The organism is Streptomyces sp. NPDC088124 (genome assembly GCF_040685895.1).
Classification (GTDB): domain Bacteria; phylum Actinomycetota; class Actinomycetes; order Streptomycetales; family Streptomycetaceae; genus Streptomyces.
Genome location: NZ_JBFBJB010000036.1, coordinates 80,395 through 96,246 on the forward strand (window position 1 = coordinate 80,395; position 15,852 = coordinate 96,246).

Sequence of the window (15,852 nt, forward strand, 5' to 3'; positions counted from 1 at the left end):
CGGTCCCCGGCGCCGTTCCCGCAGGCCGGGAGCGTCAGGGGAATAATGCGTCACCTCACATGTGCCCTGTGGACGGGATGGCATGAGGACCGGACACCGCAAGAAGCCACCCCGGCGGGGCGGCCGGCCGGGCGGGGCAGGCAGCGCCGCCACCGACCGGCTGCTCCGTATCCTGCTGCGCCGGAGCAAACAGCCGCTCAGCGCCGAGGACGTGACGGTCACCGACCGTCCCGAGGTGCGCAGGGCGGTGTCCGCGGCGGCCCTCGGCAACACCATGGAGTGGTTCGACTTCGGTGTGTACGCCTATCTGGCGGGCACGCTCGGCAAGGTCTTCTTCCCGTCGAGTTCGCCCGCGACCCAGGTGGTCTCCACCTTCGCCACCTTCGCCGCGGCCTTCCTCGTGCGCCCGCTGGGCGGGCTGGTGTTCGGCCCGCTCGGCGACCGCATCGGCCGTAAGCGGGTCCTCGCGGCCACCATGATCATGATGGCGGTCAGCACCTTCGCCGTGGGACTGCTGCCCGCATACGCCACCCTCGGCCTGGCCGCGCCGCTCCTGCTGCTCCTCTGCCGCCTGGTCCAGGGCTTCTCCACCGGCGGCGAGTACGCGGGTGCCACCACCTACATCGCCGAGTACGCCCCCGACAGACGGCGCGGATTCCTCGGCAGCTGGCTCGACTTCGGCACCTTCGTCGGCTACTCGCTCGGCTCCGGCCTCGTCACCCTCCTGACGGCCCTCCTCGGGAACGACGGCATGGTGCAGTGGGGGTGGCGGCTGCCGTTCCTGGTCGCCGGACCGCTCGGTCTCATCGGCCTCTACATGCGGCTGCGGCTGGAGGAGACCCCCGCCTTCCAGCAGGCGGCCGAGCAGGCCGAGCAGGCGAGACAGCAGTCCGGCGCGGAGGACCCCACCGAGGACGCCCGGCAGTCCGGCAAAGGACGCCTGAAGGAGATCTTCACCCGGCACTGGGAAGCCGTCCTGATCTGCATGGGGCTGGTGCTGCTCTACAACGTCACCAACTACATGGTGACTTCCTACCTGCCGACGTTCATGGCGGAGACCCTGGGAGAGGACCCGCTCACCGCCCAGCTGCTGATCCTGGGCACCATGATCGTGGTGGTGCTCACCATCACCACCGTGGGCCGGACCTCCGACCGCTGGGGCCGCCGCCCCGTGTTCATGGCGGGCAGCATCGCGCTGATCGCGCTCGCCGCGCCCGCGATCCTGCTCATCAGGGCCGGTGGCATTCTGCTGCCCGCTCTCGGCTGTCTGATCCTCGGCCTGCTGCTGGTGTGTTTCGCCGGAACGTCCGCCTCGACCCTGCCCGCGCTCTTTCCCACCCGGCTGCGCTACGGGGCTCTGTCGATCTCCTTCAACATCTCCGTCTCCCTCTTCGGCGGCACCACTCCGCTGGTCGTCTCCAGCCTGGTCGAGGCGACGGGCAGCACGATGGTCCCGGCCTACTACCTCATGGCGGCCGGGGTCGTCGGACTGATCTCCACGCTCTTCCTGCACGAGACGGCGGGCAAGCCGCTGAAGGGCTCCGGGCCGATGGTGGAGAGCGAGGAACAGGCCCAGGAACTGGTGGCCCGCAGCAGGACCGAGGCGGGCCGTCGGGCGAGGGATGTATGGATCCGGCTGCGCCACCCATGGGGCCACCACACCACGCACGGTGACGGCGATGCCCGCTGACGATCGTACGAGCGTCCTCCCGGGACCTGTCCGTCGGTCCGCCCGTCCGCCCACATCCGTCTTCTCCCGGAATAGTTGCGCCATGTATTGACATGTCCACGAAACCCCTTTACGGTCCGGACCAGCTCGTCCGTATTGAGGAACTGTGTTCTCATTCGTGAATCGAGGGATCGTCGAATGACACGAACCAGAACCGCGCTGCTCAGCGTGCTCGCCCTGCTGGCCGGACTGCTGAGCCTCCAGCTCACCGGCCCCGCCCCGGGGGCGACGGCCGCGCCCGCCGCCTTCACCCACCCCGGTGTGCTGGTGAGCCGGGCGCAACTCGACTTCGCCCGGTCCAGGGTGCAGGCCGGCCAGCAGCCCTGGAAGGCCGCGTACGACGGCATGATGGCCAGTTCGTACGCCTCGCTGTCGCGTACCGCCAAGCCGCGGGCCGTCGTCGAGTGCGGCTCGTCGTCCAACCCCAACTACGGTTGCACCGACGAGCGTCAGGACGCCATCGCGGCCTACACCGACGCGCTCGCCTGGTACTTCACCCGGGACAGCCGGTACGCGAAGAAGTCGATCGAGATCATGGACGCCTGGTCCGCGACCATCACGGACCACACCAACAGCAACGCCCCGCTGCAGAGCGGCTGGTCCGGGTCGACGTGGCCGCGCGCCGCCGAGATCATCAAGTACACGTACGACGGCGGCTGGCCGGGCGCCAACCGCTTCGCCACCATGCTGCGGGACGTGTACCTGCCCGAGGTGATCAACGGCGCGGCGACCAAGAACGGCAACTGGGAACTGGTCATGACCGAGGCGGCGATCGGTATCTCGGTCTTCATCGAGGACCGCGCCGCCTACGACAAGGCCGTCGCCACCTACCTCGCCCGGGTCCCCGCGTACGTCTACGTGAACGGTGACGGCGACCTGCCCCACCCGCCGGCGGGCAGCAGCATCGACACGAGCGCCGAGATCATCACGTACTGGCAGGGGCAGAGCACCTTCACCGACGGCCTCTCGCAGGAGACCTGCCGCGACTTCGGCCACACGGGCTGGGGCATCGCCTCGATCGCGGACATCGCGGAAACCAGCCGCATCCAGGGCCAGGACCTCTACCCGAAGATCCAGGAGCGGCTGCGCCACGCGCTGGGCTTCCACACGTCGTACGAGAACGGCACCGCCGTGCCGTCCTGGCTGTGCGGCGGCTCCGTGAGCACGGGGCTCGGACGGGTCACGGAGGTCGGTTTCAACGCCCTCAACAACCGCCTCGGCATCGCCATGTCCAACACCCAGAAGTACACCGAGGCACACCGGCCGTCCGGCACGGACAACTACTTCAGCGCCTGGACGACGCTCACACACGCGAGCAACCCCAACTGACCTCTTGGTCACGGCCTTCGTCCTGACCGGTGGGCCTCGCCGGCACGCGCCGGTCGGGCGAAGGCCGTCCCGGCGTCCGGAGAACATCCGGGCCGGGCGATCAGCCGCGAGGGTCGCCACCGTCGCGATCGAGTGCTGCCCGGATCCGCGCGAGCCACTCCGTGCCCAGCCGGCGCCCGTCGGGGAATTGGTCTCCCCGGTCCCAGCGCCATGTGGTGATCATCGCCAGCATGAGGATCCGGCACTCGCGCAGCAGGTCGTGGTCGACGCCGGGATAGTGCGCGCCGACTTCTTCGGGGGCATGGGCGAGGTCGAACTCGACAGGCCCACGGCAACATGTCTCGAAGTCTATGAACAGCGGGCCGTTCCTCGTGGTGAGCACGTTGCCCGGGTGCGGCTCGCCGTGCAGCAACTGCTCGGCGCCGCCGCGCTCGCCGATCGCTCGTCCCAGGTTCCGCAGCGTGTCGCCGAGCAGCTCCCGGTCCGCGTCGGCGAGCGCCGGAGTGCGGTCGCGGTCGGCCACGAGGCGCTGGGCCTCCTCGACCCGGTCCGTGAAGCGCGGGGCCGGGACATCGAGTCCGCGCATACCGGCGTGCAGCCGCTTGAGCGCGTGGGCGTAGTCGGCCGGTGGGACCTCGCGGGTCACGGGTTCGTAGTGGGTCCACAGGGTGACCACGAAACCGTCACGCTCGTAGACGCCTGGTGCCACCCGGGGATCGAGAGCGGCCACCGGACACCCGGACGCCGCGAGCCGCTGAGCAACCTCGACCTCGAACCGCGCGACCTGGTGCGCCGCGGGTGCCACCCGGGCCACGACGTCACACGGCAGCAGGCGCAGCGTGAGCTTGTTCGAGTCATGGAGGACGATCACGTCGTCGACGGTCAGGCCGAGCGACGAGGCGGTCGACCTGGCCGCGGCCACCGCACGAGAAGCCTCTGACGCCTGCATCGTCGCGCGGCCCCTCTCCCGTGAGCACCGGTGAGCACTGTCACCACTCCCCGAGCGGTGAGCCCACGCACCCTACCAAGTCGCCGATGGCGGAACCGTGTTCTCACCGGCACGCCCGAGCCGCTCCTCGCCTCCCACCCGTCGTGCGGCAGGATGGGGTCCATGTAGTCACATGGGATGCCCGCCTTGCTCACCTCTCGTGGCGGGGGGAGAGGTGAACCATTAACGTATCCACTGACAACGCCTCCAGAAGCCGCACACGCCCCCAGGAACGCCGAACGGCCCGCGACCGGAGGGGATACCGGCAACGGGCCGCGAACGGCGCTCGGGTGACTCAGAGGGCCTCTCCCTCCGGCGACTCCGCCCACTTGATGATCACTCGGTCCAATGTGTTCGCATTGCGCCCCCGGCCCACCGACTTGGTGATCCTTACCGTGTCAATGAACAGCGCCAGAAACTCTCGTTTTCTCTTGAGGTCCCAACTCGCCCAGGTAGACCCCTCTCCGATCGGGTCCCCGTTCGGACTGGTCCACTCATGCGGAATGTGGATGCTCTGGACTTCCGCTGAATCGAGTTGGGCAAGCCTCTCTGCCGTCCGCTGCTCATGCGCGGAGAGTCGGGCCATGGACTCCTGGAACATCTGTGTTCCGGTCGTGTCGTCGTACACCCCCGCCAGGCGGTCCGCGTGCAGGATGCGCCGCGATTCCCTTATGTGCTCCAACTCTGCCCGAACAGCGGTACGTTCAGCCTCTCGCTGAGAGGTTTCGCCCTGGTGGGCGAACCGTCGGGATGCCTCCGCCAGCCACTCAAGGCCTTCTGGATCGTCCGGGGTCATGGCCATGAGACGGGCCCACACCCGGCCCGCCGTCACGTTGTCCGTCGCCTCCTGGCCGTCAGCGTCCCGAGTCGCCTGTACGCGCCCCTGCCACTCGATCGCATACCCGGCAAGACGTGGGTCCCTGAGTACGCGCAGCACTGTGGACGACACCCAGGAAGGGCGCTCCACCGCTTCAGAGGTTCCCCGGGCACGGCGCGCTGCGAGCCGCTTCACACCCGACTCACCCAAGCTCGCTGCCTTGGTCGGCACCGCATCCTCGTTGAGCCGCTTGGCGATCTGCGCCGCAGACATACCGTCCGCCGCCCACTTGGCCATGTCACGGACGTACTGGGCCTCCACGGGATCGGGGACGAGCCGGATGACCGACAGCTTGCCGTTCGTGCGGCGCTTCGTCGTGAAGCCGTACGGAGCGATTCCCGCCACGTGGCTGCCCGCCCGCCGCAGCGTGTCTTTCGTCGCCGACACGTACGCGGACTTCATGTCGGATTCCTGCTGCGCGAGACCCGCGATAATGGCCAGGATGCCGACCCCGACCGGGGTGGACGTATCGAGATACGGCTCTTCAACGCTCACCAGTCGGACGCCATACGACTCCAGCTCGTCGATGATTCGCATGGCTTCGAGAGCCCCGCGCCGAGTGAGCCGGGACAGCGAGAAGATGATCACGGCGTCCACGCGCCTGGCCCGTACAGCGGCCATCATCTCTTCGAAGCCGGGGCGGTGGACGCTCGGGTCCCAGCCCGACTTGCCCACGTCCTCGAAATGCCCCGAGTCGTTCCACCCCTTGGAGGCGATCAGTGACGCGCACCGCTCATGCTGGGCATGGGCGAACCCTGGGAGTCGTCTTCACGACGCTTTGACTGCCGTATGTAGGAGACTGCTCGCACGTGATCAAGGCTAGGTGTAGCGCCTGGCCTGTACTTTCTGAGAGGTGCCATGTGTCTGGCGTAGTAAAGATCAACGTACTGACCGTCCCCTCCGAGCAGCGCGAGACGCTGGAGAAGCGCTTCGCCTCCCGTGCCCACGCCGTCGAGAACTCCGACGGATTCGAGTGGTTCGAACTCCTCCGCCCCGTCGAAGGCACCGACCAGTACCTCGTCTACACACGGTGGCGGGACGAGGCGTCCTTCCAGGCCTGGATGGAAGGCCCCATGAAGGCGGCTCACCAGGGCGGTGGCGCGGACGGCGGTGAACGTCCCAAGCCGGCCGCGAGCGGGTCCACCCTGTGGTCCTTCGAGGTCGTGCAGCAGGCAGCGCCGAAGGACGCGTAGCACGGCTCCGCCCCGCCCCGCTCACCGTCCGACCGACCGGCGCCCGCGCCGGTGGCACGGCAGGCGGGGCGGGACCGGTCCGTGGTCACGGGTCCGCGATGTCGAGGGTGACCTCCGACAGCGGGCAGCCCACGCACGTCAGCACATAGCCGTCGGCTCTCTGTCGTGGTGTCAGGCAGTTCGGCTCGTTCTGCGCGACCTCTCCGCCGCGCAGCCGCACCCTGCAGTCGCCGCAGTTCCCCACCGTGCAGGAGTGCGGCATCGGCAGCCCCGCGGCGAGTCCCGCGTCGAGGAGGGTCTGGCCGGGCTCGACCACCACCGCGCCGACCGGTTCCCCGTCCTTCTCTACGGTCATCCGCCGCGGCACGGTCGTCGCGGTCCCGGTGTCCGCCCCGCCGGCGTAGCGCTCGTGGTGGACCGCCTCGTCCGGGACCCCGAGCCCGGCCAGGACACCCTGGACGGCGTCCATCAGTGGTTCGGGGCCGCAGACGAAGTAGTGGGCGTCCGGGGACGGCGACAGGCCGGTGATCCAACGACGCACGCCGGCCGCGTCGAGCCGGCCATCCGCGCGGGTCAGGACGTGGGTGACCGAGAGCCGGTCGGGACGGTCCTTCGCCAGCCGGGTCAGCTCGCCGGAGAAGATGATCTCCTCCGCGCTGCGGCTGCTGTAGAGCAGCGCGATCCGGTCACGGCCCGCACGGACGGCGAGCCGCGTCCGGATCATGCTCATCATGGGCGTCACACCGCTGCCCGCCGCGATGAGCACGGTCTCGCCCGGGGGCCGCGGTCCGCCGTGGAAGGACCCCGACGGGCCGCGCACCGCGAGGCGGTCCCCCGCGCGCAGACCCTGGTGCACGTGGGTGGAGAACCGGCCGCCCGCGACGTGCTTGACGGTGACCTCCAGCCGGGACGCCCCGGGCGCCGACGAGGCGGAGTAGGCCCGCCGCACCGGGCGGCCGTCGATGTCGGCGACGAGCGTGAAGAACTGGCCGGGCCGGAACGCGAACGGCCGCGGCTTCCCGTCGGCGTCCTCCAGTACGAGAGTGACCGCACTCGGTGTCTCCCGGCGCACCTCGGCGACGCGTACCTCCCGCAAGAGGGCCCCCGGTGCGCCGGCGCCGGCGGGCCGCCGCCGCGGGAGGCCACGCCGCCGGCCGGCCGTGCCGGTCCCGGTGTCCTCGTACCCCTCCTCGCGCAGTCCGGAGCGGTAGGCGCGGTTCATCACCAGTCGCAGCAACCGGTCGATCCCCGGGATCGCCCCGACGGCCTTGAGCAGGAACGCGGGTGGGCCGCCCGCGGCTCTCGACGTGTTGGCGGCGAGGTGTTCTCCCGCCATGGCCATCAGGTCCGGTGCCGTGGCGCGGTCGAGGTGCGCTCCCGGAGTCCACAGCCGTGCGCGCGCCACGGCGTCGTTGCCGGTCACCTCGGCGTGCTCGACGTCGATGAGCAGCGCCAGGTGCGGGGGCATCCCGCGCAGCGCCATCGTCTCCAGCAGCGCGGGGTCGTCGGTGATCGCGCCACGGCCGCGGACGTGCAGCACACCGCTGCGCCCGGGGACGAGCGCGGCGAGGGAGAGCCGGTCGTCCCGCAGCAGATTGTGGAGCGTGTCGGCGCGCTTGTTGCCCTTGCGGTCCGGGATGACGAGCGTACGGCTGTCCAGGATCCGTGCCGCCGCCCGCCGGTCGCCGCGCGGACTCGTATCGCTGCCGCCGGAGGAGTCCCAGGTGGACAAGGCGAGGAACGGTGCCGTGGCCAGGAACTCGGCGACGCCGGGGCCGCGCAGGGGTCCGTCTCCCGCGAGCTCGGTGGTGGCCGGGGCGGTCGTGGCGGATGGGGTGGGCGGCTGCCACAGGCGGGACCGGAGGACGGCCTGCGCGCAGTGCACGTACGCCTCCTCGATGCCGACGGTCGTCTCCGCGCCCTTCCGCGCGGTGACCGAGCCGTTGACGCGCAGGATCTCCCCGACGCCGGGCAGGAGGAAGAAGAGCGAGACGGGACCGTACGGATCGCCGGGTCCTGGCAGGGAGAACGAGATCCGCGTGGGCGAGTCGACGCGGGCGAACCCCGGCCTGCCGCCGATGAAGGTCGTCCTGGCGGTGCCGTCGGCGTCCCGGTAGCCGAGGGCCGCGACCGGGCACCGGGCGAGGACGGTCCGGCAGCCCTCGTCGAGTCCGCTGATCTGTTTGAGCATGACCACCGGAGCCGGGCGGCCGACGGTCGCCTCGACCTCGTCCACCGTCGTCAGCCGGCGCGGGGGGCCGGGCCGCTGTGCTTGCTCCGTGCGCGTTGCACTCAGCCGGGAGGGTTCCTTCACGGGGCGCCACCCGTATCGGGCGCGGCAGTGTCTTCGCAGTTCATGGCAGTATTGTGAGCAATAGCTCAGCTCTCTGGCTACTCGCTTTTCGTGCCCGAGGAGGCTTCCCCCATGCCGTCAGCCGACCGCCGGCTTCAGCCACGTCGCAAGCCTCGCCAGGTGCGTGCCGAGCTCACCCGGGAACGGATCCTCACCGCCGCTGCTCACGTTTTCGCCGAGTACGGCTACGCCGCCGGCACCACCAACCGCATCGCCGAACACGCGCGTGTTTCCATCGGATCGCTGTACCAGTACTACCCGAACAAGGACGCCATCCTGGGCGAGTTGCTGATACGGCACATCGACCGCGGTGTGTGGAGGCAGGCCGACCAGCTCGATCTGTCCGCCGGGGGCCTGGAGACGACGGTGCGGGCGCTGGTCCGCGACGCGATCGACAACCACCGCGACGATCCGAAGCTGCTGCGGATCATGATCGAGGAGGCGTCGCTCTCGCAGGAACTCATCGACGCGGTCGACCGGCACGGAAAGAAGCGCAACGAGCAGGTCCGCGACATCCTCGCCCGGCATCCGGACGTCCGCGTACAAGACCTCGACACCGCGACCGAGTTGATCCTGTTCACGGTGGAGGTGAATACGCACCGGCTCATGGCCGACCCGCGGAAGGTCCCGGTCGAGACGTTCGAGAACGAACTGGTGGACATGGTCACTCGTTATCTGCGCGGCGATCAGTAGCCGCTCACCCGCGCGGTCCGCCCCCTTGGCTCGTCCGCATCGGAAGGCGGCGGGGGTGGACGTCCGCGCCTCGAAACCGTCGTCGGCAACGTTAGCGGGCCGGGGGACAGCTGGCATGATGGCCGGCATGACCCAGGCGGATACGGCGACTCCCGAACTGGAATTGACGGTGTCCGGCGACGATGCCGAGACGCATCTGCTGGCACTGCGCGACTGGCTGGCGCTGGAAGACGTCCTCCGTGGCCGTCTGGCGTTGCGGCAACGCGCGCCGGAGCCCGGTCACATGGGAGTAGCCCTCGACGTGGTGGCGGTGGCACTGGGGTCGGGCGGCGCCGGAGCCGTGCTCGCCCGGTCGCTGTCGACCTGGCTGATCCAGCGCCGTGCGGATGTCAAGGTGTCGGTCGTCTCGGCGGACGGCCGCCGCGTCGAGGTGGATGTGCGCCGGGCAGCCGATCCCGAGCACGTCATCGGTGAGGTCGTGGCCCTGCTCGACCGATCCCGCGACTGAGGCCGATGCCGGACCCGTGGATTCCCGACGGACGAGCCTCGCGGGCCGTGCTGATCGGCGTACCCGCCTACAGTTCCGCGGACCTCGCGGAGATACCGTCCGTACGGAACAACCTCACCGCCTTGCGGGAGGTCCTGACCGGGGAGCACGGTCTGCTCCCCGCCGAGCACTGCCTGGTCCTGGGAACCCAGGACCAGCCGCTCGACAAGGCGGCACTCGGGAGCGCGATGGCCGGGGCGCGGCGTGAGGCCACTGATCTCCTGTTGGTCTACTACACAGGCCACGGGCTGCTGGACGAGGACGGGTTGCTGCACCTCGCCCTGGCCGACGCGGAGCCCGACAACGTCGCCTACACCGCCGTACCGCTGGAAGTCGTCAAGCGTGAACTGTCACGCGCCCGCGCCGGAGCCAGGGTCCTGATACTCGACTGCTGCTTCTCCGGCCGGGCCGTGGCGGCGATGAGCACGCCGGACAGCCTCGTCGCCGGCCAGCTCGACGTGACCGGTACGTTCACCCTCACCTCCACGACCGCCACCGCTCCCTCGCACGCGCCGCCGGGCGCCACGTACACCGCCTTCACCGAAGCCTTGCTGGGAGCGCTCCACGCGCCGGGCCCGCTCACCCTGGACGCGATCTACGCGTACGTGGACCGCGATCTGGCCGGGCGGGGACTGCCCCGTCCGCAGCGCCGTTCGGTGAACGCCGCCAGTGACCTCGTTCTGGTCATGGGCCCCGTCGAGGAACATCCGGTGAGCCGGCAGCCCGAGGGCCCGTCACACGTACGCTTCGCCAAGAGGACAAGCCCCGCCAGACGCCGTTGGTTCGCCTGCCTGAGCTCCGTGTTGGTCCTCCTGGCCGGCGGGCTCGGTTACGCCGTGGAGCTTGAGCCGAGCGCTGTGGCAGGTGCCGCCGTCCCGGAACTGTTGCTGCTGCTCCTCGCCTGGGGAGCGGCCACGGCGGCGCGGGAGAAACCGTGGGTTCTCACGGTCGACGGGACGGGACTGACCCTGGAGCTCTACCGCACCGCATGGCGCATCCCGTGGCAGGACATCGACTATCTCGGTGTGCTGCGCCAGTTCACCTACCGGATGGGCAGCTCGGGCAGCAGCAGAACCGTGTCCCGGATTCTGGTGGTCCGCCCACGCCCGACGGCCGCACGGCCCGACAATACCTCCGTGCTGCCCGCCGACTACCCGGAGCTGCGAGACTTCGGTTACATCGGGATCTGCCAACTCAGCTCCGTCGACGCCGATCCGGTGGTGCTGCGCCGGGCCGTGGAACGTCTTGGCGGGCCCCTGTTCCGTTCACATCGCGAACTCATCGACATGGATCCCCGGTTTCCCGCCTGATCTTGTCCGGGACCCGCCTGGTCCTGTCCGAGACCGGTCGGACGGCCCGGAACGAACGGGCCTTCACCCGGTGTCTCCGCGCGGAGACCGGGTGCGGCCCGGTGTCCGCTCCGGTTCGCGGGGGCGCGCCGGCGCCCGGCGGGGAAGCAGCAGCGGGGTCGCCAGGAGGAGGACGCCGGCCAGGCCGATGGCCGTACGCGGGCCGAGCAGGCTGCCCAGGACGCCCCAGAGGGCGGTCAGGAGCGCGGTCGCGGCCTTGGTCGTCACCATCCAGGCGGACAGGGTGCGGGCGGCCCGGTCGGCCGCGGTGCGTTCGAGGCGGTAGGTGGCGGAGACGGGGTTGAAGAGCCCGCAGCAGAAGATGAGTCCGAGCTCGACGCCGATCACCAGCAGCAGCCCTCCGGTGCCCGGTCCCAGGAAGACCAGGCCGACGGGCCAGACCGCGCGCAGCGCCCCCGCCACGACGAGGACCTGGTGCTGTCCGAACCGGGTGGCGAGCGGCCGGGCCAGCCACGAACCGAGCAGCCCGCCGATCGAGGGCACCGCGAAGGCGAGACCGTACTGCCAGGGGGTGAATCCGAGGTCGCCGAGCATCAGGACGGCCAGCAGCGGCTGGGCGGCCATCACCAGGCCGTTGAACACGGCGGTGTTGAGGAACAGCGGTCGCAGCGTCGCGTCGGCGAGGATGTACCGCCAGCCGTCGAGCAGGTCCCCGGCCCGCATGGGCGCCGCGTCCCGGCGCTCGGGCCGCGGTTCGTGCCCGCCGATCGCGCGGATGCCCAGGGCCGAGAGCAGGTAGCTGACCGCGTCGGCCACCACCGTCGCCAACGGGCCGAGGAGCCCGATCGCCGCGCCGCCCAGCGGCGGTCCGATGATCGTGGTGGTCCAGGCCGTGGACTCGAACCGGGCGTTGGCGACGAGCAGGTCCTCGGCCGGCAGCAGCGTCTTCAGGTACGCGCCGGAGGCGGCGCGGAAGGTGATGTCGGCCGCCGCGACGACGACCGAGACCAGCAGGAGCTGAAGGAAGGTGAGCACGCCGAGCGCGTACGCGGCGGGGATCGTCAGCAGCGCGGCGAACCGCACCAGGTCCATCGCGATCAGCACCGGCCGCTTGCGGCGGAACTCCACCCACGGGCCGAGCGGCACCGCCACGGCCGCGCCCACCGCGGCCCCCACGGAGGAGAGGGCGGCGACCTCGGCGGGTCCGGCGTCCAGCACCTCGATGGCGATCAGCGGGAACGCGCCGAAGGCGAGCCAGGTGCCGAGCGCGCTGGCCCCGTACGCCCCCCAGAGCCATCCGAACCGCCGCCCCAGCCGGTGACCGGGCCGATCTCCCGGCCGGTGTCCGGGCAGCCGTCCCGGCCGTTGCCCGCTCCTCATGCCTGACGCTCCTCGCCGCTCACACCGCGCCACCGGTCCGCGGCGCAGGAGCATCAAAGCGAGCCTCGCGGCCCGGGATCAAACAACCGCGGAGCCGTCGGCCACAACGGCGGGTTGTGTCCCGGAGTGCCGGCGTTCCTCGGGCGCCCGGCCTCCAGTGCGGGTGTCCGTGCGGGTATCCGTGCGCCTCTCCCGCGCCGGGCGGCGCCGCCCGGCGGGAGAACAACACGCACGCTCGCTGATTCCAGTGATGCCGACCGGGCTCGTGTTGTCCGCCCATGTGACATGGGCACGTTCGGAACCAGCGGTTCCCACCGTTGAGAGGGACACTCATGACGAGCCACGCAACCCAAGCCGAGCTGGAAAGCCTTCTCCGTCACGCGCTGCACGCCACGGGTACGGGGGCGCGCTGGACCACCGATACCGACGAGATGTGGTGCCGCGCCGCCCCGCGGTCGGGCAACCGGCGGGAACAGGGCTGGAAACTGCATGTGTCGGCTACGGCCGCCTCCGCCCCGACGGTCCTCGCGAAGGCACTGGACGTACTGCTGCGGGACGAGTCGGCGTTCAAGTTCGCCCGGTCGGTCGACCAGGTGAGTGCGCTCAACTCCCGTGCCACGCCCCGGGGAAGCTCGGGCAAGTTCATCACCGTCTATCCGTGCTCCGACGCCGACGCGGCCCGGCTCGCCCGGGAGTTGCACCGGGCCACCGCCGGACTGGCCGGGCCCCGGATCCTGTCCGACCAGCCGTATGCCCCGTACAGCCTGGTGCACTACCGCTACGGCTCCTTCGTCGGGCGGCGGCGGCTGTCGGACGAGGGCCTGCTGGTGTGGTTCATCGAGGACCCCGACGGCAATCCCGTGGAGGACAAGCGCACCGGCCGGTATTCACCGCCGCCTTGGGCGGTCTCCCCGTTTCCCACCGCGGTTCCCGTTGCGTCGCGCACGGCGGACACGGCGAGCGGTCCGGTGCTGCTGGGCGGCCGTTTCGCCGTACGGGAGGCGATCCGGCACACCAACAAGGGGGGTGTGTACCGGGGTACGGACGTCCGCACGGGCGTCCCCGTGGTGATCAAGGAGACGCGGCCGCATGTGGAGGCCGACGCCTCCGGCCGCGACGTCCGCGACTGGCTGCGGGCCGAGGCCCGGACGCTGGAGAAGCTCAAGGGCACGGGGCTGGCGCCGGAGGCGCTGGCGCTCTTCGAGCACGGCCGGCATCTGTTCCTGGCGCAGAGCGAGGTCCCGGGTGTCAGCCTGCGCACGTGGGTCGCCGAGCACTTCCGCGACACCGGAGGCGAGCGCTACCGCGTCGACGCGGCGGCCACGGTCGCACGTCTGGTGGACCTGGTCGCGGCGGCCCACGCCCACGGCTGTGTCCTGCGGGACCTCACACCCGGCAATGTCATGGTCACCCCGGACGGCGAACTGCGTCTCATCGACCTGGAACTGGCCGTCCTGGAGGACGACTCCCCCTTGCCGACCCGGGTGGGAACCCCCGGCTTCAGCGCCCCCGAGCGTCTGGCCGACGTCCCTGTCTCCGCGACGGCCGACTACTACAGCCTCGGCGCCACCGTGTGCTTCGTCCTGGCCGGGAAAGTACCGAACCTGCTGTCCGAGGAGCCGGACACCAGACCCGCCGAGGAGCGGCTCGCCGCCTGGCTGACCGCCTGCGCCGGGCCCCTTCAACTGTCCGACGGCGTGGTGGAGATGATCCTCGGGCTGATGAAGGACGATCCCGCCGAACGCTGGTGCCCGGCGCGGGCCCGCGCGGCTCTCCGGACGGCGGCCCCGGTACGGTCCGGGTCCCGCCCCGCGGGCCGCCCAGCACGGCGGGACGACCCGTACGACCCGTACGACCCGTACGACCCGTACGACCCGTACGACCCGTACGACGCGGTGACCGGGATCGTGGACCACCTCGTCGAGTCGATGACCCCGGCCGACGACCGGCGGCTGTGGCCCGTGTCCACCCTGGCCGGGGAGACCGGCCCCTGCACCGTGCAGCAGGGCGCGGCCGGCGTCCTGGCGGTACTGACGCGGTACGGCGAACTCACCGGCGACCCCCGCCTGCCCGGGCTGGTCTCCACCGCGGGCCGCTGGATCGCGGACCGCACCGACACCCGCTCCACCCGCCCCGGTCTGCACTTCGGCGGCCGGGGTACCGCCTGGGCGCTGTACGACGCCGGACGCGCCGTCGACGACCGGCGGCTCATGGACCACGCGCTGGCGCTGGCGCTGGCACCGCAGCAGTCCACGCCCCACCACGACATCACCCATGGCACCGCGGGCAGTGGAATGGGCGCCCTCCACCTGTGGCACCGCACCGGTGACCCGCGCTTCGCCGAACTGGCCGCCGACGCCGCCGACCGGCTGGCCTCCGCCGCACGGCGCGAACCGTCCGGAGTGAGCTGGCCGGTTCCCGCGGAAGCCATTTCCGCGGAGGCCGGCAAGAGCTACCTCGGCTTCGCCCACGGGGCGGCCGGCATCGGCTGCTTCCTCCTCTCCGCCGCGGTCGTCACCCGGTGCCCCGCCCACATGGAGCTGGCGGTGGAGGTCGGCGAGCACCTGCTGGCCCACGCCGTACGCGTCGGCGAGGCGGCCCAGTGGCCCGCCCAGACCGCGGATGTGCCCACGGCCCCGTACTGGTGCCACGGCGCGGCGGGCATCGGCACCTTCCTCGTCCGGCTGTGGCAGGTCACCGGTGACGACCGGTTCGGCGACCTCGCCCGGCGCGGCACCCGGGCCGTCACCGAACGCGCCTCCCGCGCCGCCCTCACCCAGTGCCACGGGCTGGCGGGCAACGGTGACTTCCTGCTCGACCTGGCCGACGCCACCGGCGATCCCGCCTACCGCGCCACGGCCGACGAACTGGCCCGCCTCATCGTCGCCGAGCGGGCCGAGCGCCGCGGCCACGTGGTCTTCCCCAACGAGTACGGGGAGATCTCGGCCAGTTGGAGCGACGGGTCCGCCGGAATCCTGGCCTTCCTCCTGCGGACCCGTCACACCGATCCCCGGCACTGGACGGTCCAGCTGCCGGTCCGAGCGGCAGGAAGTCTGCCGCCACCTCTGAGATAAGGAGAAAGTCATGGAGAACCAGGACCTCGAACTGCTGGCCCAGCTCCACGCCCTTCCGGAGACCGACCCCGTCGGGGCCGACGGAGCGCCGTTCGCCGCGACGTGTGACTGCGTCGGCCTCCTGACGCTGCTCAACACGATCTGTATCGGCATCAGCTGCGCCTAGTGCCGCGACCGGCAATGTTTGCCCCGAAGGAGCGTCGTCCAGGGCGTGCGATCGCAAGGCGGCCGGAAGTCCTCGCAGCGGAGCTACCAGGACTTTTGGCCAACGCCGCGAGCGTGCGTGCTGGGCGGCGCGACGGGGCAAAGCTTGCCGGGAGGAGCACCTAGGTCGGGCAGCACCAACCATCCGGCCGGTGGCTGTCCCGGGACAGCCACC

Annotated in this window: 12 protein-coding genes and 1 pseudogene; 8 read left to right on the forward strand and 5 right to left on the reverse strand. The window is 70.9% G+C overall.

Annotated elements, in window-relative coordinates; all coding sequences use genetic code 11:
• Positions 1-160: 160 nt before the first annotated feature.
• A complete protein-coding gene (gene proP / locus AB0P17_RS27545; protein WP_365814665.1) occupies positions 161-1,690 on the forward strand; it encodes a glycine betaine/L-proline transporter ProP in 1,530 nt (509 codons plus the stop codon).
• Between the two features lie 177 nt (positions 1,691-1,867).
• Complete coding sequence (locus tag AB0P17_RS27550; RefSeq protein ID WP_365814641.1) at positions 1,868-3,058, forward strand: alginate lyase family protein; 1,191 nt, start codon at positions 1,868-1,870, stop codon at positions 3,056-3,058.
• A 100-nt stretch (positions 3,059-3,158) separates the two neighbouring features.
• Here AB0P17_RS27550 and AB0P17_RS27555 read toward each other — a convergent pair whose 3' ends face one another.
• The 3 genes and pseudogenes from AB0P17_RS27555 to AB0P17_RS27565 form a co-directional block, all read right to left on the reverse strand.
• Entirely contained in the window at positions 3,159-4,007 is an 849-nt protein-coding gene (locus AB0P17_RS27555) for an aminoglycoside phosphotransferase family protein (protein ID WP_365814643.1), read from the reverse strand.
• 334 nt (positions 4,008-4,341) lie between these two features.
• The gene (locus tag AB0P17_RS27560; protein WP_365814668.1) at positions 4,342-5,310 is read right to left on the reverse strand and encodes a recombinase family protein; all 969 of its coding nucleotides are present in this window, start codon (positions 5,308-5,310) and stop codon (positions 4,342-4,344) included.
• Positions 5,284-5,655: pseudogene (locus AB0P17_RS27565) on the reverse strand (recombinase family protein); the annotation flags it as partial. The pseudogene AB0P17_RS27565 and the gene AB0P17_RS27560, both read right to left, overlap by 27 nt.
• Before the next feature lie 128 nt (positions 5,656-5,783).
• On the opposite strand from AB0P17_RS27565, the gene AB0P17_RS27570 reads away from it, so the two are divergent.
• A complete protein-coding gene (locus AB0P17_RS27570) occupies positions 5,784-6,116 on the forward strand; it encodes an antibiotic biosynthesis monooxygenase (protein WP_365814645.1) in 333 nt (110 codons plus the stop codon).
• 85 nt (positions 6,117-6,201) lie between these two features.
• Here AB0P17_RS27570 and AB0P17_RS27575 read toward each other — a convergent pair whose 3' ends face one another.
• A complete protein-coding gene (locus AB0P17_RS27575; protein WP_365814647.1) occupies positions 6,202-8,430 on the reverse strand; it encodes a 2Fe-2S iron-sulfur cluster-binding protein in 2,229 nt (742 codons plus the stop codon).
• 111 nt (positions 8,431-8,541) lie between these two features.
• Here AB0P17_RS27575 and AB0P17_RS27580 point away from each other — a divergent pair, with 111 nt between their 5' ends.
• The 3 genes from AB0P17_RS27580 to AB0P17_RS27590 all read left to right on the forward strand — a co-directional run bounded on the left by AB0P17_RS27580 (position 8,542) and on the right by AB0P17_RS27590 (position 11,019).
• Complete coding sequence (locus AB0P17_RS27580) at positions 8,542-9,162, forward strand: TetR/AcrR family transcriptional regulator (RefSeq protein WP_365814649.1); 621 nt, start codon at positions 8,542-8,544, stop codon at positions 9,160-9,162.
• A 127-nt stretch (positions 9,163-9,289) separates the two neighbouring features.
• On the forward strand, positions 9,290-9,670 hold the full coding sequence (locus AB0P17_RS27585) for a hypothetical protein (protein WP_365814651.1): 381 nt from the start codon (positions 9,290-9,292) through the stop codon (positions 9,668-9,670).
• A 5-nt stretch (positions 9,671-9,675) separates the two neighbouring features.
• Entirely contained in the window at positions 9,676-11,019 is a 1,344-nt protein-coding gene (locus AB0P17_RS27590) for a caspase family protein (protein ID WP_365814653.1), read from the forward strand.
• A gap of 63 nt (positions 11,020-11,082) precedes the next feature.
• On the opposite strand, the gene AB0P17_RS27595 is transcribed toward AB0P17_RS27590, so the two are convergent.
• Positions 11,083-12,399 carry an MFS transporter gene (locus AB0P17_RS27595; protein WP_365814655.1) on the reverse strand — a complete coding sequence of 439 codons (1,317 nt, stop codon included), beginning with the start codon at positions 12,397-12,399 and terminating at the stop codon, positions 11,083-11,085.
• 332 nt (positions 12,400-12,731) lie between these two features.
• Here AB0P17_RS27595 and lanL point away from each other — a divergent pair, with 332 nt between their 5' ends.
• Together lanL and AB0P17_RS27605 are read left to right on the forward strand one after the other, a co-directional pair.
• Entirely contained in the window at positions 12,732-15,473 is a 2,742-nt protein-coding gene (lanL, locus tag AB0P17_RS27600) for a class IV lanthionine synthetase LanL (RefSeq protein ID WP_365814657.1), read from the forward strand.
• A 10-nt stretch (positions 15,474-15,483) separates the two neighbouring features.
• Complete coding sequence (locus AB0P17_RS27605) at positions 15,484-15,639, forward strand: VenA family class IV lanthipeptide (protein WP_365814659.1); 156 nt, start codon at positions 15,484-15,486, stop codon at positions 15,637-15,639.
• The last annotated feature ends 213 nt before the right edge of the window (positions 15,640-15,852 follow it).